Origin of the sequence: Bianquea renquensis (genome assembly GCF_014384895.1) — a bacterium.
Classification (GTDB): domain Bacteria; phylum Bacillota; class Clostridia; order Lachnospirales; family Bianqueaceae; genus Bianquea; species Bianquea renquensis.
The window spans coordinates 1-22,588 of the sequence record NZ_JACRSQ010000042.1 but is presented as its reverse complement, the minus strand read 5'-3'; the positions used below and the strand labels follow the sequence as shown (position 1 = coordinate 22,588).

The window sequence follows — 22,588 nt, the reverse complement described above, 5'->3', positions numbered from 1 at the left end:
TTCTCAGGGCAGCGCCCTGAGCCCTCGGAGAGCTTTTCGGAATCAATATCTGCAATTTTCAAGGTTCATTTGAGCCTGTTTTTTTCGGCTCAGTTTTTCATAGATTACTTGACACTACCACGTAGTATTCCCCTTTCTTGTACCGATTTATTATACCGGATAAACAGACTGATTGTTATTTGTTCCCGCCATTTTGGTGGATTCCCTATACGGACCAGCATGTTTTTAAATTTTGCCCTGCGGCCGAAATCCGAGAAACGGCTTGTTGGGGAGCCTCGGCTATGCGGTTCGCGCCGTCTATGCAAAAAAATCGCCGCCTGTAACAAGCGACGATTTCAAATCATAATTCTATTGTCAGCGAATCGGCCAATCGCAATCTGTCCCCATGGGTGAAACCCCTCAGGCAGTCCTGCGCTTCTCTCAAAATATGGTTCTTCCGCCGCTTCCGAATTCACGGCTACTCGTTATAATCCGGTTGCTCATTTGGCATCACCACTTTTTCCGTTGGCGTCAATTTTTTATAGGTGTAGCAAATTGCAATAGCGGAGATGACAAAGGTTAAGATATCCGAGACCGGCATAGAATACAGAACTCCGTCCAACCCCCAAAAAATGGGGAGCAACAGTGCAAACCCGACGCCGAATACCACCTCTCTCACCATGGAAAGAATTGTGGAAAGCAACGCCTTTCCCATGGCCTGCAAATAGATGAACGTCCCTTTGTTGACACAGGCAAAGATCATCATGCACAAATAGATTCTGAAACATCTCACGGCAAAGTCTGTATAGTAAACACTCTCATTTTTTGCACCGAATATGGAGATCAGCTGTACAGGTAATAACTCCACGATTAACAGTGCAACCGCACCGACCACTGCTTCTAAGATTAGCAGATGGGTAAACAGGCTTTTGGCGCGGTCATTTCGTTTTGCACCGATGTTGTAGCCTACGATGGGGATACATCCAGCCGCCATGCCGACCGCAATGGAAATCACAATCTGAAAGAATTTCATTACGATCCCCAGCACTGCCATGGGAATCTGGGCATACTGCGTTTGCCCGAAGATGGGGTCCTGGGCGCCGTATTTCAGGGTCATGTTCTGAATGGCCGCCATGGCGGCAACCAGGGATATCTGGGACAGGAAACTACAAATGCCCAGAGGCAGGAATTTGCCTATCAATTGGCCAGCAGGGCGAAAACTTTTCTTTCCCAGCCGAACTGCCTTCATATGGCATAGATACCAAACCGATAGCGCCGCTGTCAGCACCTGTCCTAGCACGGTCGCCACAGCTGCTCCCATCATGCCCCAGCGAAAGACAAAAATAAAAATCGGATCCAAGATGATATTGACGATTGCCCCTGCCAATGTGGAAACCATGGCATATTTAGGGCTTCCGTCTGAACGGATAATAGGGTTCATGGCCTGGCCGAACATATAAAAGGGAACGCCAATGGAAATATAGAAAAAGTACTCCTTAGAATGGTGAAAGGTTTGGTCATTGACTCTTCCGCCGAACATCGTCAGAATCGGTTCCTGAAAGATCAGATAGATTGCCGTCAAAACAAGACTGCTGGCGATACAGAGCCAAATGGCATTTCCAATGCTCTTATGGGCATTCTCCTTTTCATTGGCTCCGAGACTAATGCTGACAAAGGCGCAGCAGCCGTCGCCAATCATTACGGCGAGGGCGAGGGCAACGACCGTCAGCGGAAAAACCACAGTGTTAGCGGCATTTCCGTAAGAGCCGAGGTAATCCGCATTTGCGATAAAGATCTGGTCCACAATATTGTACAAAGCTGCTACCAAAAGCGAAATGATACACGGGATCGCATATTTGCGCATCAGCTTGCCAATTTTTTCTGTCTCTAAAAATGTGTTTGATTTCTGTTCCAACTTAAGTTCCTCCTCTGGCTTATAAAAATAAAAAAACGTGTAACGAAGCTGGATTTACGCTTTACGCTACACGCCCCCTTTGGCGGTCACAGATGAGCTAAACATGACGCCTAAAATAAAAACAGCCTGTGACAAACAACTGGTTTTACGCAGTTACGCCACACGCTGTATAAATAGTATACTCTTTTTTTAGCCAAAAGTCAAGATGCACTTTTTCCCTCGGGGGATTCCGCGGCATTCCCACTTTCCGTGGGAAGCAATATTCATTCAGCCCGCGGCGCATCCCTTTTTGCTGTTTTATCCAAAATATCCTCGTAATTTTGTTAAATATTTTGCTACTTTTCCTTAGATAATCTCTTGTCAAAATTAGGGAGAGGCTGTTATAATAAAGAGACGGTCATGAGACAGACAACTATGCGGATTTTGGTATATTTTACCTCAAGAGTTTTCCTGGATTGCGCAGGCAGCCTCGAGTTCGCATTTGCGTAAAACTATGTTTCCGGTATCTGAACCGTAGTTTTTTACAGACAAGAACGTTAATTTTTATGAGATGATGAGGAGTGTTATTATGAGCGTTGAAGTCAATTCCGTTTTAAAAGGAAAAGTAACAGGAATTCAGTCTTTTGGTGCCTTCGTCGCCCTGGAGGGCGAGGATACACAGGGATTAATTCATATTTCTGAGGTCTCCAACACGTATGTAAAGGACATCAATGATTTTCTGACTGTAGGCCAGGAGGTCGAGGTCAAAGTCATCAAAGTGGACACGGAGAAGAATAAGATCTCCCTCTCCATCCGCGCTCTGATGCCGGATCCGGAAGGCAGAGGCAAGAGAGAATCCAAAGGTGAGTCCAGGGAGAATAACAATGGAAACGCCCCCCGCGCGCCGAAGCGCAACGCTGGCGGCGGAAGAAGACGCGGTGTCGCCTCCCCCAAGATCGAGAATACGGAGGAAGGCTACAATGTGCTGGGCGAGAAGCTGAGAGAAGCTCTGAAACTGGACGAATGATCTAGAACCTTCGCTTCCTGTAATTAGGTCCGCCTCCAGGCGGACTTTTCTATAAGTAAAGAAAAAGAAGGCAAATCCGCTTGTAACGGTGGGTTTGCCTTCTTTTTTCCCTGATGGTTTTCTCAATATGTCAGCTCTACAATGGCATAGCCGTCGATTTCTGGTATGGTAACACAGCCATCCTCAACGGTCAGCTCCACATTCTCCGGCACCAGTCTGGCGGCTTTGATCTCCTGCGGCAAGTTCAGTCGGAGGGTAATATTCCGCAGCTTGGTCCTCTCTTCGATGATATCGATGGTGGCGGATTTGCGAACCGGGATATAGGAGAGAATATGGGCACAGACCCGCTGCTTCTCCTCCTGATGCAGCAGGCTTACCGTCATAGTGGACGGCCCGTCATGGCTCACCAGCTGCTCGGCCAATAACAGGCCGATCGCATTCTGAATCAGCTTCTTACACCAGAATGGCGCGTTCTCACGGTACTGTGCAAAGAGAGGATGGGCAAAGAGAATCACATTGCCATTCCTTGTGGCCACTGGATACATCTCCCCTTTGGCCGACGGTGTATAGCGGTGGGAGCAGAACATATCGTGTTCTCTTTTGAAGTATGGAGCCCGCGCGCCCATTATGACATCGGCGCCCGCCGGCTGGATGCTCTCCCCCTGCTGGTAGATGACATACTCACTGCCCTCTTCCAAGCCCTCGGCCAGGGCCCCCTCCGGGACAACAAAATCTGGATACAGTATGGTTTTCCCCAGATGGTTGACTCCAAAGCTCTCCGGATATTGTCCATTCTCCGCAAGGCCGCCGTCGCCGCAGGCCAGAACCTTTCCGCCACCGCCCACATAGGCGTCCAGCTTTTGCTGAAATTCCTTTGTTGCGCACAGGCCATCTGGCAAAATGATGAGAGGATAACCGCTCAGATCGCCATCCATATCCAGAATATCAAACTGCAACCCCAGCTCCTCCAAGAGCTGAGACGCCCCCATGACGCTGTCCGGGATCTGATTCTCAAACAGGGGGTCTTCCGGCGTTATCAGCGCGGCCTCCACCAATGCTTTGGAAGGTCTCGCCCACGCTTCCCGCTCTGCCATAGGGCCATAGACACGGCCAATCAGGCGATACGCCGCCGGGTTCAACACACCCCTGGGCTCCAGCTGATCGCCAATGGAACAGGCAAAGCCATAGCTTAACATGCGGAAACACTCAAATTCCAAAGCCGCCTGATTCTTCAGCGAATGGAAATCTCCCCACGCCGTGTGGAACTTACCGGTCATTCCCATGCAATCTTTCCCCAAAGTTCTGGCGTACCGCGCCGTGACCGGGAAATGAAGGTATCCCCAGCCACCGGAGGGCAGGCTCTCCAGCTCAAAATGGGAGTAGGCGGATTCGCTCTCCTTAGTACAGGGGCCTACGTGGCCCGCATTATAAAAAATAGTGCACGTCTTACTGTAGCTGCGGACCAACTGTGTCATTCGATGCTTAAAACGGTCGATGACCATTTTGGCGAAGGCCCTGACGGCCATCTCGTCGGAGGCGTCAACCCCCCGCTCCTTCATCTCTGCCCGGCAGGCGGCGCACCAGCACGGCCGGATGCCCACGATGTCAAAGAATACACCGTCCAGCTCATCTCCCAGCATTTCCACGATCTCAGCAGTCTGGTCCGCCAAAAAATCATAGTATCCGGTATTGACGCAGAGGGACTGATAAAAACCTGGCTCTGTAAATGGACCGCCCTCGTGGGAGCCATCCTGCTTGCGGATCAGCCATTCCGGCCTCGTGGTGGCGCTGTGGTAATCCCACTGGACTGTTATGTAAACTGGCGCTTTGATGCCAACGGAGTGAAGCGCTCGCACCTGTTCCAACAATAAGTTCCGATTGGCCAAATGCGGGTGCATCAGCTCCGGAAACTTCTCGGAGGGATAGTACAGCCATCCGTGATGCCCTCTGGCAAAAACTGTCATAGAACTGATCGAAGCGTCCTTCGCTGTTTTCGCAAAAGCCTGAGGATCGAAATCGGCTCCAATGCCGGAAATATTCTCAGATGTGTGAAAATCCAGATGGATTTGACGGGAAGATAACTGAATCATGATCATACCTTCTTTCCTTTTCATATTGAGATTGCTTATCCCATTATAGTATGGTAGAATAAAAACATCCATATGAATATTTGATGAAAAGATGTGTAAAAATGACTTCTGACTTGATATCCATTAAAATTTTGCGATCGATTCTCTACCAGGATAACGCCCGCTGGAACCATCCCGTCAATTATTACCCATACAATTCCATCTACTTCATCCGGGGTGGAGACGGCCATATCCGCGTAGGAGACACGCAGTGGGATCTTCTCCCCGGCTACGCTTACCTGATCCCGGCTAACACCATGTTTAGCTGCTGGTGTGATCGGTTCATCGACAAGCTCTATGTGGATGTGAATGTGGAAATTTTACCTGGCTATGACGTATTCTCCCCCTTGGATACGCCGCGACAGATTGAGCTCGGTCTTCCCGAGATCGAAGCCATCCTATCCGCCAACGATTCGTCCAGCCTCAAATCCATGCTCTATCTGAAAGGCAGCGTGACAACAGCCATCTCTCTGTTTTTGGACGAAGGCCATATGGTGCCAGACCGGGAAATGCTGCAATTTCAGGATCTTCTCCTCACCATCGAAAAGAATCTGTCGGCCAAACTGACTGTGGCGGAAATTGCCAGGATTCATAACTATAATCCCACCGTTCTATCCCGCCGTTTCAAACGGGTCTTCTCTTGCAGCTTAAAACAATATATTGAAAGGCTTCTTCTTGACCGAATCAAGCAGGAGCTTTTGGTCACCGACAAATCCATTAAGGAAATCGCCGCCCAATATCAATTTTGCGATCCCTACTATCTCTCCAATTATTTTAAAAAATATGTAACCTACTCTCCCAAACAATATCGAAAGGTAAGCCGGCCGATGGGCTCCTAGACTCCTGCTCTCCACAAGTTGCAGAGACGCAGGGAGACATGAAATAGACGCAAGGTTGGCGTACAATATGCAGAAATGGAAAGGGGTATGTCGATGAATGCACAAAGCTGTCACTATGATGTGTTAGTTGTAGGCGCCGGCCCTTCCGGGGTGGCGGCTGCGATTTCAGCCGCCAGAAACGGGGCGAATACGCTGTTGGTTGAGAAAGATGGGTTCCTGGGTGGCATGAGCACAGCCGGGCTATTAAACGTTTGGTGTGGCCACGCCACCTCCGGCCTCTACACAGAAATCCGCGAAAAAACCACGATCCGGCGCGGTAGCCGCCATGTCTATGATCCTGAACTGCTGAAGCTGCTGTATCAGAGGTTATTGACTGACAGCGGCGCCAGCCTTTTGCTGCACAGCCCGCTGCTTGACTGTACTGTGGATGCCCATGGCATTTCGTCCATCACAGTTTTAGGGAAGACATCCCCCATCCCGCTGACAGCTGATGTGTATATCGATGCCACCGGAGACGGCGATTTAGCGTATCGCGCGGAGGTCCCGTTCCAGCTGGGGCGGGAGTCCGATGGACGGATGCAGCCCGTATCCCTGGAATTCTCCGTGGGCGGGGTGGATGAGACGAAAGCCGTGTATCCCACTTTTGGCACTCACCCTGATTTGGAAGCTCTCATGGAGAAGGAGGTGGCAGAGGGCCGCATTCCCGCCCCCGCAGGCCATGTGATCTTGATTGAAGGGTATCACCCGGGCACGGCTTGGGTCAATATGACCAACTGCATTCAGACAGATGGCACCAACGCCTGGGAGATGACAGAGGCGGAAATCCTGACTCGCCGCCAGATCGAGGGGATTTTGTCTTTCCTTCAACGCCATGTCCCCGGATACGAAAACTGTTTTCTCCTGCAAACCGCCGTCTATGCCGGGGTACGAGAAACCCGGCATTTTGAGGGGCGATACCGGCTGACGGAACACGACATCGCATCCAACACCATCTTTGAAGACTGGGTTGTCGCCGACGCTGTCGCCGGCTTCGGCAACCATAGCTTAGTGGGGAGTGGGCCGGATGCCAACAATCTTCCATATAACGGAAAACCCTATACCATCCCTTACCGCTGCCTTTTGCCGAAGGATGTGCAGAATCTGCTTTTATGTGGGCGTTGCATCAGCGGAACCCATATGGCTCATGCCAGCTATCGCCTTATGCCCATCTGTATGGCCATGGGACAGGCAGCCGGTGCAGCTGCCGCTCTCTGTACACAGAATCGCTGGTCCCCCTGTGCACTGCCGGTGGGACAGCTGCAAGAGCTGCTCCTTCAACAGGGATACCCCAGACCGTCACACGCGGTCTAGGTCTCCATGTAGAACTCTGGAATCCATGTCCCCTTCTCTGACCGGCCATCGCCCTCGAAACCCTTATAGACTCTCAAGCAAGCTATCCACATCGGTAATCTCAGCGCCATACACCTCTTTTAAGTATTTAAGGCCGTACTGATAATCCTCTTCAGTAAAGGAGTCTGTCGCATCCTTTGCCACAACAATATCATACCCCAGCTGGTATGCGTCGGCTGAGGTGTGACGCACACACATATGCGTGTGCAGCCCCGTCATAATCACCGTATTCACGCCAAGTTCCTTCAGAAGAAGGTCAAGGTCCGTATGAAAGAAGCCGCTGTAGCGTCTTTTCGGGACAACATAGTCCGCACTGCAAAGTGCCAATTCCGGAATCACTTCTGCACCAGGCGTCCCGGCAATCGCATGGTCCCCCCATAGCTTGAGCTCATGATCGATATTTTGAATATGGGCATCATTACAAAAAATTACCGGAATGCCCTTTTCTCTGCACCCTCTCAATAACTCGGCTGTTTTGGGGACAATGGCAAGTCCTCGATCACATTTAAGAGCCCCAGTCACAAAGTCATTCAGCATGTCGACCACAAGCACCGCATATTTTGTATCCATTGATTTAACCTCCCTATTTTGTATATTCACCTGTATATACACATAATAAATCATATGACTCGATTTGTCAATGATATATAGAACCTCCGGTTCTTCGAATTAATCCGCCTCCCGGCGGACTCTCCTATAAAAGAAAAAGCCATCGCCCTTCCCGCCTCAGGAGGCGATGGCGATGGTTCTTCTAGATAAAGGGGCGTACAACCAGATGTCCCATGGTTTACATTTTTGTCAACGTAATTAAATATGAGCTAAACAGCGGAACCGTAAGGAATGTGGAGAAACGATCACCGCTCAAAACCTCTTCTTTGACAAGTGTAAGGTCATGAACCTCATCTAACAGATAGAACTGTGCTTTAATCCCTTTATCCCCGCTAAATCCTCGGATATTCAATCTGATCTCCTCCGGCAGAGTCGTATCGTCATCGCAATAATGCGTGAGCATAATGGCGGCATTTCCATCGTCCCGAGCAGCGCAGGCATACAGGGTATCGCTATCACACGCAACTTCTGTGCTGTTGCCCAACTGATAAAGAGTGTTGAACATCTTAAAAGGATAATAGCCCTTGAGACATTCACAAACCAGATCGGTATTAAACATACCGTTCATTGAACAGGGGCGTGCGTCATAGTACATTAGCATATCCAGAGAGGAATATTGGCACCTGCACATTGTTCCGGCGATAAAGGAGGCGCCCTTCAAATTTTTCTCCGTCTTCAGCGATCGGATCCAGTCGTCACCCGTCCAACCTGTTACATAGTTCCATTCGTCCAGTATATTTTCTGTCTGAGTAAATCCATATTGATCCAGCAAACTTCGTATTTGCTCCACCGTACTGCTAATTTCTTTCGGATCCGTGGAATATGTATGCCACGAGAAAAAGTCCAGGGGAGATTTCAGCTGCGACAAAAAATCCTTTGCCCACTCCAGATCGATAGCAAGCGCAGGCCCGCCTATTTTAAGTCCGGGAAAACACTGCTTTAGATGGGTTGCCGCTACATCATAAAACTCAAAAAATTGAAGTTTCGTCCCGCCCCAGCATCTTTTATGTGTCGAATCATCCGGGTCAAGATTGGGTTCGTTCCATATCTCCCAATACTCTATATTCTTATGAAACCCGTTCGCCCAACCTTCATTATAATGCTTAATAATATGCTCGCAGATAACAGCCCACTTTTTAAAGTCCTTCGGGGGGAGCGTTCCATATTTTTTAGGCCAATGTTCAATCTTAGACCCAAGTCGATAAAAAACCTTAGTCCCCGCCATTTCGATCATCTTTAGATAGTCATCCGTAAGTACAAAATCATAGGAATCCGGATCACAGGGGTCATTCTCAAAATTTGGAAAAATCGCGTGCACATCCACAATATGCTCTCCGCCGTAATCTTCATAAAATGAAGCATCATGCGTTCTCGCATAGGGAATTCCCGCTTGGCGGTAGCTGTCTAAATTGGTAATTCTCTGGTCGGATGCAAATTTATACACAGGTCCATTGTTGACTGCGTGCATCGGTTTGATTTTCCCGATCTTATTATTGAAATCAATGTCTATATTGACCATATAGTTCCCTCCTTTTTGTGCCCTAAGTATAGCATAAAAGGAAATTGAAGTAAATATTTGCTGCAAAGAAATATTTTCGTAGCGCTTCTTCGGAATTATGTCCACCTTACGGCTTAAGACAAAGAGCTGGACTTGAATCCAGCTCATGTTTGCTCTTGATTTTGTTTTTTTTGCTCACGCTTCTCCTTTATAAACGAATATAACTTTTCAATCGCCTGGTCCAAGCCGCCGGTCTCATCAATAAGCCCCTCGCGCACGGCCTCCTCCCCGATGATGATCGTCCCTACATCCTTCGCCAGCTTTCCCGTATCCAGCATCAATTCCTTAAAGCGCCGCGCCGATATTTTGGAATTTCGGACGACGAACTCCACAATTCGATCTTGCATCTTTTCAAAATAGTCAAAGGTTTGGGCAACTCCAATGACCAGTCCCGACATGCGAACCGGATGGATGGTCATGGTTGCCGTCGGCACGATGAAAGAATAATTCGTCGACACCGCCAGCGGTACGCCGATGGAATGTCCACCCCCCAGAACCAGCGAGACCGACGGCTTGCCAAGGTAGGCGATCATCTCCGCAATGGCCAGCCCGGCTTCAATATCGCCTCCCACTGTATTGAGCAGGATCAGCAAGCCGTCGATCTCATCATTATCCCGAATCGCCGCCAGCTGCGGCAAGATATGTTCATACTTAGTCGCCTTAGTCTGCGGTGGCAGCGCCATATGCCCCTCAATCTGTCCAATGATCGTAAGGCAATAGATGTTTCCCCTCGGATTCTTTTTTTTCGTCAACGGTGTCTGCGTCTGTCCAAACTCTTTTAGCGTGTCATTATACTCTTCCGGTATCTCTGTCTCTTCTTTTTCCGTTTCCAACGGCTCTTCCACGATATCTTCCTTCGGGTCCTGGTTTTGCAGCATACAAAAACCTCCTTGTCAAATACTCGTGTCTAGTATTTTCCAAAGAGGGCGTATTTATTCCTAGAGATTGGTTGAACCAAAACCACCGGTGCGGCGACGGTTGATGGGCTCATCATCATCCGTGCGATAATACCTCTGAAAGATGCCCTGCGCAAATGCATCCCCAGCTTTCAGCGCAATCGCCTGATTCCCGCCATTGTAGATCCCGATCTTCAGATGTCCTTCATTGTCCGCCCATGCATAGTCCGCATCGATCACCGCCACCGAGTTCACAAGGCGGACTCCATACTTAAATCCCAAGCTGGACCGGATGTAGATTCCCAGCCACATATCATCCTCCATGATGGCCCTGAGGCCCGTGGGGACCACGAGAGTTTCGCCAGGCTCCAGGGTTAAGGAAAAGGGTGTGTGAAAATCGTATCCAGCTGATACAAGCGTCCCGCGCCGGGGGAGGATAATACCCGCATACTCTTCTTCAAGCTGCGGCAATGTCATCTGCGTCCCCGGCGCAGTGTCCAGACGGTCTTTCTGGTACTGCGCCAGACTGATCTTCTCAATGGCGATCATGGCGCCTCTCCGCTCTCTCTGACTTCTCCGGGCGTTCAGCCGCGCCTTCCTTCGGTGGCAAGAGTGCACGCCTGGAAACTTTGACTTTCCCCTGGTCGTCCACTTCCGTAACCTTTACCATAATCTCATCGCCAACCTTCAGAACATCTTCCACTTCCTTCACATGCTCGTGGCTGATCTGCGAGATGTGAAGCAGCGCATCCTTGCCCGGGAAGATTTCAACAAAGGCGCCAAACTTGGCAAGGCGTACCACCTTGGCGTTGTAGATCTCACCGATCTCCACATCCTTCGCGATGGTCTCGATGATCTGAATCGCTTTCTTTGCCATCTCATCGTCAACGCCGAAGACGAAGACCCGTCCATCTTCCTCGATATCGATCTTAACTCCTGTCTCATCGATGATCTTATTGATCATTTTACCCTTTGGCCCAACGACTTCCCCTATCTTCTCCACATTGATACGCGTCTGGAAGATCTTCGGCGCATAGGGGGACACGGTAGCCCTCGGCTGTGAAATACAGGGCAACATGATATCGTCCAGAATATATTCTCTCGCCTTGCGAGTGTTGTAGATGGCCTGTTCGATAATCGCTCTTGTCAAGCCCTGAACTTTAATGTCCATCTGAATGGCCGTAATGCCCTTATGCGTACCGGCCACCTTGAAGTCCATGTCGCCGAAGAAGTCTTCCAACCCCTGGATGTCTGTGAGCAGGATGAAATCGTCATCTGTATCCCCTGTGATCAGTCCACAGGAAATACCGGCGACAGGAGCCTTGATGGGCACACCCGCAGCCATCAGTGACAGCGTGCTGGCACAGATGCTTCCCTGGGAAGTCGATCCATTGGAGCTCAACACTTCCGAGACCAAACGGATGGCATAGGGGAATTCCTCTTCCGACGGCAAAACCGGAACCAATGCACGCTCCGCCAAAGCGCCGTGGCCGATCTCCCGGCGCCCGGGTCCTCTGGAGGGTTTCGTTTCCCCTACAGAATAGGACGGGAAATTATAGTGGTGGATGTACCGCTTGGAATCCTCCAGCTCATCCAAACCGTCCAAGCGCTGCTGATCGCTGAGCGCACCCAAAGTTGCGATGGTCAGAACCTGTGTCTGCCCTCTGCGGAATAACCCGCTGCCATGAGTCCGCGGCAACAAATCAATCTCTGCCGACAGCGGACGGATCTCATCCAGGGCCCGTCCATCTGGACGCTTGTGATCTTCCTTGATCATCTTCCGCACGGTCTTTTTCTGATATTGATACATGGCCTCCGCAATATAAGGACGGAACCGCTCCTGGTCTTCCTCCGGCAGCGCGTCCACAGCGGCAGCAAACTCATCTGTCAGCCCATTGACCCGCTCTTCGCGCACCTGTTTGACATCGCTGAAAACAGCCTCCTCCATGCGCTGAGGTGAAACCACCTCTCGCAGCATCGCAAACACCTCTTCCGGAACAACCTGTTCCTCGTAGGCATGCTTAGGCTTCCCAACTTCCGCTACGATCTCGTCGATAAAGGCAACGATCTTCCGATTTTCCTCATGGGCCTTAAAAATCGCCTCAATCATCTGCGCTTCCGGCACTTCATTGGCGCCGGCTTCGATCATAACCACCTTCTCCGCGGTGGATGCCACCGTCAGGTTCAAATCGCTGACCTCACGCTGCGCGGATGTGGGATTGATGACAAATTCTCCGTCCACCAGCCCGACAGAAACCGCACCGATAGGGCCAGCAAAGGGAATATCGGAGATGGAGACCGCGATGGAAGAGCCGACCATGGCCAAAATTTCCGGTGAACAGTCCTGGTCAACACACAAAACCGTGTTCACCAGGGAGACGTCATTGCGATAGTCCTTTGGAAATAGAGGGCGCATCGGCCGGTCAATGCAGCGAGCGGTCAAAATCGCATTCTCCGTCGGACGTCCTTCCCTCTTAATAAAACTGCCCGGTATCTTTCCAACTGAGTACAACCGCTCTTCGTAGTCCACACTGAGTGGGAAGAAATCAATGCCTTCCCGCGGTTTGTCCGACGCGGTCGCCGTGCTCAGGACAACCGTGTCGCCGTAGGAAAGCCAGACGGCGCCGTTGGCCTGCTCCGCTACTTTGCCGATCTCAGCCTTCAACATCCGGCCCGCCAATTCCATGGTAAAAATTTTCGACATGCTTACACTCCTTATAAAGTTATATTCGTGAAAAAAGTTCGCCTTCGCGGTTCTTCGAATCCAGGTCCGCCTCCCGGCGGGCTTTCCTATAGGACAAAATAGAGCGGATAAGTATCCGCTCCGATCTTGCAGGAGATAACCTACCGTTATCTCCTGATACCCAGCTTGTTAATCAACACACGATATCCCTCGATATCTTTGGATTTCAGGTAATTTAAGAGACCTCTGCGCTGTCCGACCAGCATCAAAAGACCGCGGCGGGAATGATGATCCTTCTTATGTGTCTTCAGATGTTCTGTCAGATGATTGATGCGCTCTGTCAGCAGGGCGATTTGCACTTCCGGCGACCCGGTGTCGCCTTCGCTGCGCCCGTATTCCTTGATGATTTCTAGCTTTCTTTCCTTTGTCATAGCAATATCCTCCTAGATTGACATTTACGAGACATCCCCAACTGCTAAGATCAGGTTGGAGCTTCCATTCTCTGAGCAGCGGTTCATTCCACATTTTCTAATTGTATCACAAAGAGGTGGGCTTGTAAAGGGCTAATTCTGCATAAATTCAAAGGTTCTTCGGATTTTACCCGCTTTCCGGCGGGCTTTCCATAGGATAAAGCGGCATAGCCTCCGCTATGCCGCCGCAATCTCACTTATAAATCACCCGAACACGGATCACGCCTTCTACAGCGCGCATGGCATCCAGCGTCGCTGCGTCAGCTTTCGAGTCCAGATCCAACATCGTATAGGCTAAGTCTTTCCGGCTTCGATTATTCATATCTGAGATATTCAGGTTCTCACGCGCGATGAGCTGCGTCAGCTGGCTCACAATCTTGGGAACATTCCGGTGCATAATCAGCACTCGGCAGGGAAGCTTTAAGACGCCCATGTCGCAGGCAGGAAAATTGACAGAATTGACAATGTTTCCATTTTCCAGGTAGTCGCGGATCTGCTGCGCCGCCATAACCGCACAGTTCTCCTCCGATTCTTCCGTTGAAGCACCTAGATGCGGGATGGCGATCACATTCCTCTGGTTCACCATCTTCTCATTGGGAAAGTCTGTAACGTACTTATCGACAATCCCCTCCTCGATCGCCTTCAACAGCGCCTCCTCGTCCACGATTTCTCCGCGGGAGAAGTTCATGAGCTTGACACCCTTTTTCATCATGGCAAAGACGTCCTGATTGATATATCCCTTTGTCTCATCATTCAACGGCACATGGATCGTGACGAAATCAGCCTGGGGCAAAATGCTCGCCAAACTGTCCCCGTGCTCGATGCTGCGCGAAAGCTTCCACGCCGCATTGACTGAGACATAGGGATCATATCCGATAACATCCATCCCCAGGGAATGAGCGGCATTGGCCACAAGCACACCGATTGCGCCCAATCCGATGACCGCTAATGTTTTCCCCTGGATCTCCGTTCCGGCAAAATTCGATTTGTTTGCCTCCACCAGCTTGGCGACCCCGTCCTGTCCTTCCAGACCTCGCACATACTCCACGCCCCCGATGACATCGCGGCTGGCCAACAACATACCCGTCAGCACCATCTCTTTGACCGCATTGGCGTTGGCTCCCGGCGTGTTGAATACGACGATCCCCTCCTCGCTGCATGCATCGACGGGAATATTGTTCACGCCCGCCCCCGCTCTTGCGATGGCCAACAGTTCTGGATTTCTCGGTAGATCATGCATCTTCGCGCTGCGCACCATAATGGCATCAGGATTTTCAATGGCGTCCGATGTCTCATATGTCTCGTCAAATACATTCAGGCCAACAGGCGAAATTTTGTTTAACAGTTTTATCTTCATATTGACTCAATCAACCCTTCTCTGTTATTGATGCGCTTCAAAATTCTTCATAAATTCGACTAAAGCCTTGACGCCTTCCGTGGGCATGGCGTTATAGATACTCGCCCGCATACCGCCGACGCTGCGATGGCCTTTGAGATTGACAAATCCAGCAGCCGACGCTTCTTTCACAAACTTTGCGTCCAAATCCTTATCCCCAGTGACAAAGGGTACGTTCATCAGAGACCGATCCGCGCCGGATACCGTCGGATGGAACATCTTGCTCTCATCCAAATACTCGTATAGGATCGAGGCTTTCTCCTGATTCACTGCTGCCATGGCCGTCAGCCCGCCGTTCTTCTTCAGCCACTTAAAGACGAGGCCGCAAATATAGATTCCATATGTGGGAGGCGTATTGTACATGGAATTGTTGTCCGCGTGGGTCTTATACTGCAACATGATCGGCGTCCCCTTGAGAACCGTGCTGTTCTCCTCTTTGCTGTCGGTGATCAAGGATTTGCGCATGATCACCACTGTGACTCCGGCGGGTCCGATATTCTTCTGCGCCCCCGCGAAAATCAAACCGTACCGGTTCACATCACAGGGCTCCGACAAAATGCAGGAGGACATATCGGCCACCAAAGGTACATTGCCCGTTTCCGGCAGCTCCGTAAAGCGGGTACCGTAGATGGTGTTGTTGCTGCAAATATAAAAATAGTCTGCATCGCTTCGGAATTCTGCGCTATCCCAGGAAGGTATGTAAGAAAACGTCTTATCTTCGGAAGATGCAATCACCTTTACATCGCCATAAGCCTTCGCCTGCGCAATCGCCTTTTTGGACCATTGGCCGGAATTGATAAAGTCCGCCTTTCCGTTTTTGCCCATGAGGTTCATGGGGATCATGGCAAACTGGGTCGAGGCTCCGCCTTGGATAAACATAACCTCATACTCATCTGAAATTCCCATGAGATCCCGAAGATCCGCTATGGCTTCGTTGAGAATTCCCTCGTACACAGCGCTGCGATGGCTCATCTCCATGACGGACATTCCACTATCTCCATAGGACATCATTTCCCTGGCGGCCTGCTCCAGAACTTCCTCCGGCAGTACTGCGGGGCCCGCCGAAAAATTATATACACGTTTCATCTTACTTCCTCCCTCTCTGCACGTTACCTTCTCTAATAAATGCATATCGTATCTATTAGAATAATACAATCTCCCTTCTTTGTCAATACTGTTTAATAAATGTACAGTATCCAGGGCTGAATGTCTTTTTACCACAGACATTCAGATGAAATTGTTTCCACTCTGAAAAGAATCAGCCCGCCCCCCTTTTCTTGCTCCCCCGATTCTGGTATACTAATGGCATCGACTACAGAAAGGAAGAGGCCTTATGGACAACGCCTATGACGCACATTGCGGGGAGCGCTGTATCTTGCACCTGGATATGGACGCTTTCTATGCAGCCGTGGAAATGCGGGACAATCCTTCACTCCGGGGAAAGCCCGTCATCATCGGGGCCCTCCCCCACGAGCGGGGCGTCGTGTCCACCTGTTCCTACGAGGCCAGGCAATACGGCATCCACTCTGCCATGAGCATTAAGGAAGCCTACCGTTTGTGCCCTCACGGTATATATATGCACGGACATTTCGACAAATATCATCAGGCCTCCTCACAGGTTCACCGGATCATGGCCGATTACACGGATCAGATTGAATTTGTCGCCCTCGACGAAGGATATTTGGATATCACCGCATCTCTAGCTCTATTTGGCGGAGCGGCGCGGATCGGACAGGATATCAAAAGGCGGGTTTGGGAAGAGACCAAACTCACTTGTTCCATCGGTATTGGCTATAATATGATGGCGGCAAAGCTGGCCAGCGAAGAAAAAAAGCCGGACGGTTTTTTTGTTATCCCCGACGCCGCCACTCTGGAGTCTCTCATCTTGGATCGCCCTGTGAGCGTCATCTGGGGAGTCGGGAAAAAAACGGCCCTGCTCTTACAACATCACGGAATCCATACAGTGCGAGATGTAAAGGCTTGGGACGAGGAGTCGTTAAGGCAAGCCTTCGGTCAGCTTGGCGCTGACCTCTATCGCCTATCCCGAGGCATTGATCCGCGAAGCGTTGTCAAAGACGAACCGGCCAAATCCTTCGGCAAGGAAATGACCTTTCAGCATGATCTTACAGATCGGACTGAAATGCAGAATATATTAAAAGTCATCGCCAGAAGTCTATCCATCCACCTTCAAAAACAGGGGTTGTGGTGCTATACCATTACGCTTAAAATTAAGTTCAGTACCATGCAGTTATGTACGCGCTCTCAGACCCTACCGATTCCGACGCACGACGCCAGCGATCTCTATGACATAAGCTGTCAACTGTTGAACAAGATCGACACATCGCGGCCTATCCGGCTCATTGGGCTGAGCCTCAGCAACCCCACAGGTGAGTATCAGCAGCAGCTCACTCTGGAGCAATCCTCTGCCCAGTCAGACAAGCGGGAGAATCTGAACCGCTCCCTCCTCCATCTCTACGATAAATATGGAACGAATATCGTCAAAACCGCAGGCGAAATGGAAGCAGAAAAAGAACTTCCAGAATAATTCATAGAATATTAAGAATCGTCAGGATCTTTCTTTTATTTTTTTATAAATATCTCACAGAAACGCAAGCATTCTGCGTGCGTTTTTTTAATGTTTGCACTGTAAACTTATACTATTCACTGAATCAAACAGGAGGAATTATAAATGAACCAGCAGAAAAAAAAGAAGGTTATCGTTTTGTATGGAGGACGATCTGTCGAGCATGCGGTGTCATTGCAGAGCGCAAAGGCCGTGATTGCGTCGCTCAATCGTAGCCGGTATGATGTTTTTCTGACGTATATATCGCCCACGGGTGTGTGGCATTACCTTGGCCCCGCGCCGGAGATTGTCGAAAGCTTGGACCAGTTGATCCCCGAAACCCTTTCCCCCCAATCCGTCTCCCAATCCATGGCGCTATTTTTAGAGGCGGCCACTTCCCTAAACGACTGTATCGCTTTCCCGGTACTCCACGGCTCCTACGGGGAAGACGGCACGATTCAAGGCTTTTTTGAGATGGCTGGGATCCCCTATGTGGGAAACGGCGTGCTCGCCTCATCAACTGGGATGGATAAGGAAACCATGAAAAACATATTTGCCCAACATCAGATTCCCCAGGGGCAATACCTGTCGGTTCGCAAATCGCAATATGAAGCGGATACACACTCCATCGTATCCCTTGTGGAACATACTTTCTCCTATCCCTTCTATGTAAAACCTTCCAATGGAGGTTCCAGCGTCGGCGTCCACAAGATCACAGGCCCTGAAGAATTTCGGTCCTCCGTTGACGATGCCTTCCTCTATGACCAGAAACTCCTATTTGAAGAGGATCTGACAGGGCGGGAAATGCAAATCGCCGTACTGGGAAATACCAGTTCTTCGCTGCATCCTCCCAAATGCTCTCTGGTGGGGGAATATTTTCAGGAACATGATTTCATGGACTATAAAGCAAAATACGTGGACGGAAAATTAGTACAGTCCATCCCCGCCGCTCTGCGCCCTGAAACAGCGGACGCGATGAAAAAGGTGGCCCTGACTGCCTTTGAAGCTCTAGAATGTACCGGACTCCTCCGGGTCGACTTTTTTGTGCGAGACCAGGAACGTTTCTATGTAAACGAGGTCAATACGCTGCCGGGCTTCACCCCTTTCAGCATGTATCCGACTCTATGGCAAAAAAGTGAGAATTTAAGCTATAGCTCTCTGTTGGATGAACTGTTGATGCTAGCGGAGGAAGCCTACACCGCGAAAAACAGTCTCACAAGGAGGTTCTCCCTATGATTTCCATAACACTCGCCCAGCTGGCCGAATACACAAAGGGCCGTTTACTCGACGCCCAGACCTCCACCGCCAGAATCCACGGTGTGTCCATCGATACCCGTTCCACGCAGCCAGGCCAGCTTTTTGTACCTCTCCTGGGGGCTCAGACCGATGGCCATCAATATCTGCAAAGAGCGGAGGAGGCCGGTGCCGGCGCTTCCCTCTGGCAGGAGGATCACCCTATCCCAGAGCATCATCTCCCCCTACTGTTGGTGCCTGACACACTGCAAGCCTTGTGGGACTTAGCCGCAGCCTATCGAAATCAGGTAAACCCGAGAGTCATCGCCATCACTGGCAGCAACGGCAAAACTACGGTTAAGGATTTAACCGCCTCCCTCCTGGCGACTCGCTATCGGACTCATAAGACCCCTGGCAATTATAATAGCCTCACTGGGCTTCCCCTGACGATCCTAGGCATGGACGAGGATACACAGGCTCTGGTTTTAGAGATGGGGATGGAAAGCTTAGGCGAAATCCGGACCTTATCGCGGATCGCCACCCCCGACGCCGCCATCATAACCAACATCGGGGAAGCACATCTGGAGGCCCTCGGTTCCAGACAAAATATTGCAAAAGCCAAACTTGAAATCCTGGAAGGCCTGAAACCCCACGGTCTGCTGATCTATTGCGGCGACGAGCCGCTCCTAAAAAACCCCATCAAGGCCGGCACTTCCAACCGCTTTCGCTGTATCACCTTCGGCGCTAGTCCATACAACGATTGTATCCCCCATCTCCAATCCATGAGTCTCCACGGATTATCCATGGAATTGGATGGCCGCACCTACGAATTGCCGCTTCTAGGTTCCTGTCAAATCTATAACGCCGCGGCTGCAATCCTTTGCGCTCGGGCCTTCCATGTGGCCGACGAACAGATGAATGAAGGGTTTGCCAAGCTGCAAAAAACCGGGATGCGCAGCGAGCTTCTCGACCTGGGCAAGTACACGATTCTCAATGATTGCTATAAGTCCAACCCTTCCAGTCTATGGGAAGCCATAAAACTCTTTTATTCTTTCCAAGGCTATCAAAGGAAGATCGCCGTGCTGGGCGATATGAACGGGTTGGGCGAATCCGGCCCCATGTTCCATAAACGCGCCGGCGGATGGCTTCACCCAGACAAAGTTGACTATGTGCTCACCTTCGGGGAACTGAGCCGCCTCATGGCGCAATCCGCGAATTTTCCAGAGGGCCGCATCCTATCGTTCACTGATTTTTCCGCCCTTGTGGAAGCGCTGACTCCCCTGTTAATCCCCGGTACCCTTCTTTTAGTTAAAGGCTCCCGGGAAAATGCCCTGGAGCGCTTAATCCAACATCTCCAGACTCCTGACATGTTTCTACAGCGGGAGAGCCGCGTTGAGATCGACCTCGACGCCATCATAGACAATACCCGGCAGATCCGCCGCTTTCTCCCCTCCCACACAAAATTATTTGTGGCGGTCAAGGCGGATGCCTATGGGCATGGGGATCTCCCCGTTTCACAGGCGGTATTGGAAGGAGGCGCCGACGGGCTTGTTGTTTCCATCTTGCAGGAAGCCTTATATCTGCGCCGCGGCGGTATCAACGCGCCGATTCTGATACTATCGCCGATTTTGCCCCAGGACGCTCCGCTAGCTGCCCGTCAGGATTTCTGTGTAACCGTTTTTCAGACGGACTGGCTAAAGAAAGCCGCTGCCCTGTGGCCAAAGGATCTCCACGCGCCCTTAAAACTGCACATCAAAATTGACACAGGGCTGGGCCGGCTTGGCGTCCGCAGCTGCGGTGAGTTGGCTGCACTCACCGATACCATCCAAAGCCTCTCGAAACAGGGGATTCCCTTTGTGGTGGATGGCTGCTACACCCACTTCGCAACCGCGAATCACCCGGATCCCACCTACTACCGCCGTCAGATGCAGCAATTTGATGAAATGCGGTCCTACCTGCGGGATGCTGGGATTTCCATTGCCCATTATCACTGCGCCAACAGCGCCGCGGCTCTCCAATATCCTGAGACCCGGTTGGACCTGGTCCGAATGGGCGTCGCCATATTCGGGATCTATCCATCCCCGCAAATCAAGGCAACCTGCCCCCTCCACCTGAAAACTGCCTTATCTGTACACACCCGCCTGCTCAGCGTCAAAAAAGTGGAAAAGGGCAACTGTGTCGGGTATGACAATGGATTCGTAGCGGAGGAAGATAGCTGGGTCGGCATCCTTCCCATGGGCTACGCCGACGGATACTTTCGAATATTCCAGGGCTTTCACGTCCTGGTGGATGGCCAATACATCCCTATAATCGGCAAGATCTGTATGGATCAGACCATGGTTCTGCTTCCCCGCCAGTATGAGCCCGGGACAGAAGTCGTCATTCTCGGCGAACAGGGCAGCAACGCGGTGACATTGGAGGACATGGCGGACTACATCGGCAGCGTCCCCCAGGAAATCCCTTCCATGTTTACCTACCGCCTTCCCAGAATCTACTATCGAAATGGTGTGCCGGTACAGGTGATCGACCACCGGCTGTGGCCTGCAGAGCCAGTTCTCGAAGCGAAAGAAATCAGCTGATCAACGTCCGGACAGCAGAGCTACAGTCTGCTGTCCGGACGTTCTATTTGGAAAAACGCAGGAAATATTTTTTGATTTCTCTTGACAATGCCGAAAGGAGATGGTATAATTTCTTTCAGAAAATAATTATCAATTAAGAATCATTATCTATACTTAGGAGGTTATGACGATGAAAAAATTTATCTGTAGTGTATGTGGATACGTATATGAGGGCGAAGCGGCCCCTGAGAAATGTCCTCAATGTAAGGCGCCCCGCGAGAAATTTGTGGAGCAGGCAGAAGGTGAAGGACTTGCCTGGGCGGACGAGCACCGCATCGGCGTTGCCAAGGATGTCGATCCTCGCGTTATCGAGGACCTCCGCGCCAACTTCAACGGCGAGTGCAGCGAAGTCGGTATGTATCTGGCCATGAGCCGTCAGGCTGACCGTGAGGGATATCCGGAAGTTGCGGAAGCTTACAAGCGGATTGCCTTTGAGGAAGCAGAGCACGCTGCTAAATTTGCAGAGCTTCTGGGGGAGGTTGTCTGGCCCGATACCAAGAAGAATCTTCAGGCCCGCGTTGACGCAGAGCACGGCGCGACCCAGGGCAAGAAGGACCTTGCGACCTTAGCTAAGCAATTGGGCTATGACGCCATTCACGATACCGTTCACGAAATGTGCAAAGATGAGGCCCGCCACGGCTGCGCCTTCCAGGGCCTTCTGAAGAGATATTTCAGCTGAGACGCATCAAGAAAAGACTTTTCCGAAGGGGCTGTCGTGAAATAGCGAATATAGCCCCTGATAGGTAAGAAGGAGACAGCCCCTTAGAAATCCAGGCTTTTTCGAGACTCAGGATTTTTATCGGACTGTCTCCTCCTGTTTCAGGGCGGAAAATTTCCTTGTTTGGATTTTGAAAAGCGCTTTTTTTCCTTCCTAGTTTTCGATTTCATGATGTAGATGCCGATGGTCTTTCATGAGGTTCCTGCTGATGGCATACAGCATAAACCTCTTTATATACTTTTTCTGCCGACCGATAGTTGAACCTCCGGAAGTTCTCGTTTTCCATAATGTCCCCAAAGTGTGCTTCTATCTGGATGGAACGTTTCTGGCGTTTGAAGATCCCCTGTCTCACTCTGGATGTTGGCATTGGATTCTTCTTTCCGTTCTTCCCATCGTACGCTGATCTTCATGACCTTAATGCGATCAGGATTCTATTCAGCATAGTATTTATAAAGGCACCTGGCTTAATGCTCACAGCTGCCGCAGTCCGCCCATCCGTACACCTCAGCCCTCTGGGTATATCCATCCCGATCTTAGCTTTCTGTCCGGATAAGGAGCAGCTCCCTTGCGTCAAGGCAGATGTAATA

General features: G+C 50.6%; 18 protein-coding genes. 7 read left to right on the top strand and 11 right to left on the bottom strand.

Annotated features, from left to right (window positions below; genetic code table 11):
• Positions 1-457: 457 nt before the first annotated feature.
• Positions 458-1,894: an MATE family efflux transporter gene (locus tag H8730_RS16045; RefSeq protein WP_177717106.1), complete on the bottom strand. Its 1,437-nt coding sequence runs from the start codon at positions 1,892-1,894 to the stop codon at positions 458-460.
• 568 nt (positions 1,895-2,462) lie between these two features.
• On the opposite strand from H8730_RS16045, the gene H8730_RS16040 reads away from it, so the two are divergent.
• Positions 2,463-2,900, top strand: a complete 438-nt coding sequence (locus H8730_RS16040) for a S1 RNA-binding domain-containing protein (RefSeq protein WP_249290176.1) — start codon at positions 2,463-2,465, stop codon at positions 2,898-2,900.
• A gap of 122 nt (positions 2,901-3,022) precedes the next feature.
• Here H8730_RS16040 and H8730_RS16035 read toward each other — a convergent pair whose 3' ends face one another.
• Positions 3,023-4,990 (bottom strand): alpha-amylase family protein, encoded by a 1,968-nt coding sequence (locus H8730_RS16035; protein WP_177717108.1) that lies wholly within the window; start codon positions 4,988-4,990, stop codon positions 3,023-3,025.
• Between the two features lie 101 nt (positions 4,991-5,091).
• On the opposite strand from H8730_RS16035, the gene H8730_RS16030 reads away from it, so the two are divergent.
• Both H8730_RS16030 and H8730_RS16025 read left to right on the top strand, forming a co-directional pair.
• A complete protein-coding gene (locus H8730_RS16030) occupies positions 5,092-5,868 on the top strand; it encodes a helix-turn-helix domain-containing protein (RefSeq protein WP_249290175.1) in 777 nt (258 codons plus the stop codon).
• 93 nt (positions 5,869-5,961) lie between these two features.
• On the top strand, positions 5,962-7,218 hold the full coding sequence (locus H8730_RS16025; RefSeq protein ID WP_177717112.1) for an FAD-dependent oxidoreductase: 1,257 nt from the start codon (positions 5,962-5,964) through the stop codon (positions 7,216-7,218).
• Positions 7,219-7,281: 63 nt separating this feature from the next.
• On the opposite strand, the gene H8730_RS16020 is transcribed toward H8730_RS16025, so the two are convergent.
• From H8730_RS16020 to serC, 8 genes are all read right to left on the bottom strand, one after another.
• Positions 7,282-7,827, bottom strand: a complete 546-nt coding sequence (locus tag H8730_RS16020; RefSeq protein ID WP_177717115.1) for a cysteine hydrolase family protein — start codon at positions 7,825-7,827, stop codon at positions 7,282-7,284.
• 217 nt (positions 7,828-8,044) lie between these two features.
• Entirely contained in the window at positions 8,045-9,385 is a 1,341-nt protein-coding gene (locus H8730_RS16015) for a GH39 family glycosyl hydrolase (protein WP_177717118.1), read from the bottom strand.
• Between the two features lie 143 nt (positions 9,386-9,528).
• Positions 9,529-10,302, bottom strand: coding sequence for a ClpP family protease (locus H8730_RS16010; RefSeq protein ID WP_177717121.1), 774 nt, complete (start codon positions 10,300-10,302; stop codon positions 9,529-9,531).
• 60 nt (positions 10,303-10,362) lie between these two features.
• The gene (locus H8730_RS16005; RefSeq protein WP_177717124.1) at positions 10,363-10,869 is read right to left on the bottom strand and encodes a dCTP deaminase/dUTPase family protein; all 507 of its coding nucleotides are present in this window, start codon (positions 10,867-10,869) and stop codon (positions 10,363-10,365) included.
• Positions 10,856-13,024 (bottom strand): polyribonucleotide nucleotidyltransferase, encoded by a 2,169-nt coding sequence (locus H8730_RS16000; RefSeq protein WP_177717127.1) that lies wholly within the window; start codon positions 13,022-13,024, stop codon positions 10,856-10,858. The genes H8730_RS16005 and H8730_RS16000 overlap by 14 nt, the downstream gene beginning before the upstream one ends.
• Before the next feature lie 146 nt (positions 13,025-13,170).
• Positions 13,171-13,434, bottom strand: coding sequence for a 30S ribosomal protein S15 (gene rpsO, locus H8730_RS15995; protein WP_177717129.1), 264 nt, complete (start codon positions 13,432-13,434; stop codon positions 13,171-13,173).
• 232 nt (positions 13,435-13,666) lie between these two features.
• Positions 13,667-14,830 (bottom strand): phosphoglycerate dehydrogenase, encoded by a 1,164-nt coding sequence (locus H8730_RS15990; RefSeq protein ID WP_177714117.1) that lies wholly within the window; start codon positions 14,828-14,830, stop codon positions 13,667-13,669.
• Between the two features lie 24 nt (positions 14,831-14,854).
• A complete protein-coding gene (gene serC / locus H8730_RS15985; protein WP_177714116.1) occupies positions 14,855-15,955 on the bottom strand; it encodes a 3-phosphoserine/phosphohydroxythreonine transaminase in 1,101 nt (366 codons plus the stop codon).
• A gap of 247 nt (positions 15,956-16,202) precedes the next feature.
• Here serC and dinB point away from each other — a divergent pair, with 247 nt between their 5' ends.
• From dinB to H8730_RS15965, 4 genes are all read left to right on the top strand, one after another.
• Entirely contained in the window at positions 16,203-17,414 is a 1,212-nt protein-coding gene (gene dinB / locus H8730_RS15980) for a DNA polymerase IV (RefSeq protein ID WP_177714115.1), read from the top strand.
• Positions 17,415-17,558: 144 nt separating this feature from the next.
• On the top strand, positions 17,559-18,668 hold the full coding sequence (locus H8730_RS15975) for a D-alanine--D-alanine ligase family protein (protein ID WP_177714114.1): 1,110 nt from the start codon (positions 17,559-17,561) through the stop codon (positions 18,666-18,668).
• Positions 18,665-21,244 (top strand): alanine racemase, encoded by a 2,580-nt coding sequence (gene alr, locus H8730_RS15970; protein ID WP_177714113.1) that lies wholly within the window; start codon positions 18,665-18,667, stop codon positions 21,242-21,244. The genes H8730_RS15975 and alr overlap by 4 nt, the downstream gene beginning before the upstream one ends.
• A gap of 169 nt (positions 21,245-21,413) precedes the next feature.
• A complete protein-coding gene (locus H8730_RS15965; RefSeq protein ID WP_249290174.1) occupies positions 21,414-21,962 on the top strand; it encodes an NADH peroxidase in 549 nt (182 codons plus the stop codon).
• Positions 21,963-22,407: 445 nt separating this feature from the next.
• Here the strand turns inward: H8730_RS15965 and H8730_RS17975 are convergent.
• A partial coding sequence (locus H8730_RS17975) for a hypothetical protein (protein WP_346726593.1) occupies positions 22,408-22,588 on the bottom strand: 181 nt, incomplete at its 5' end.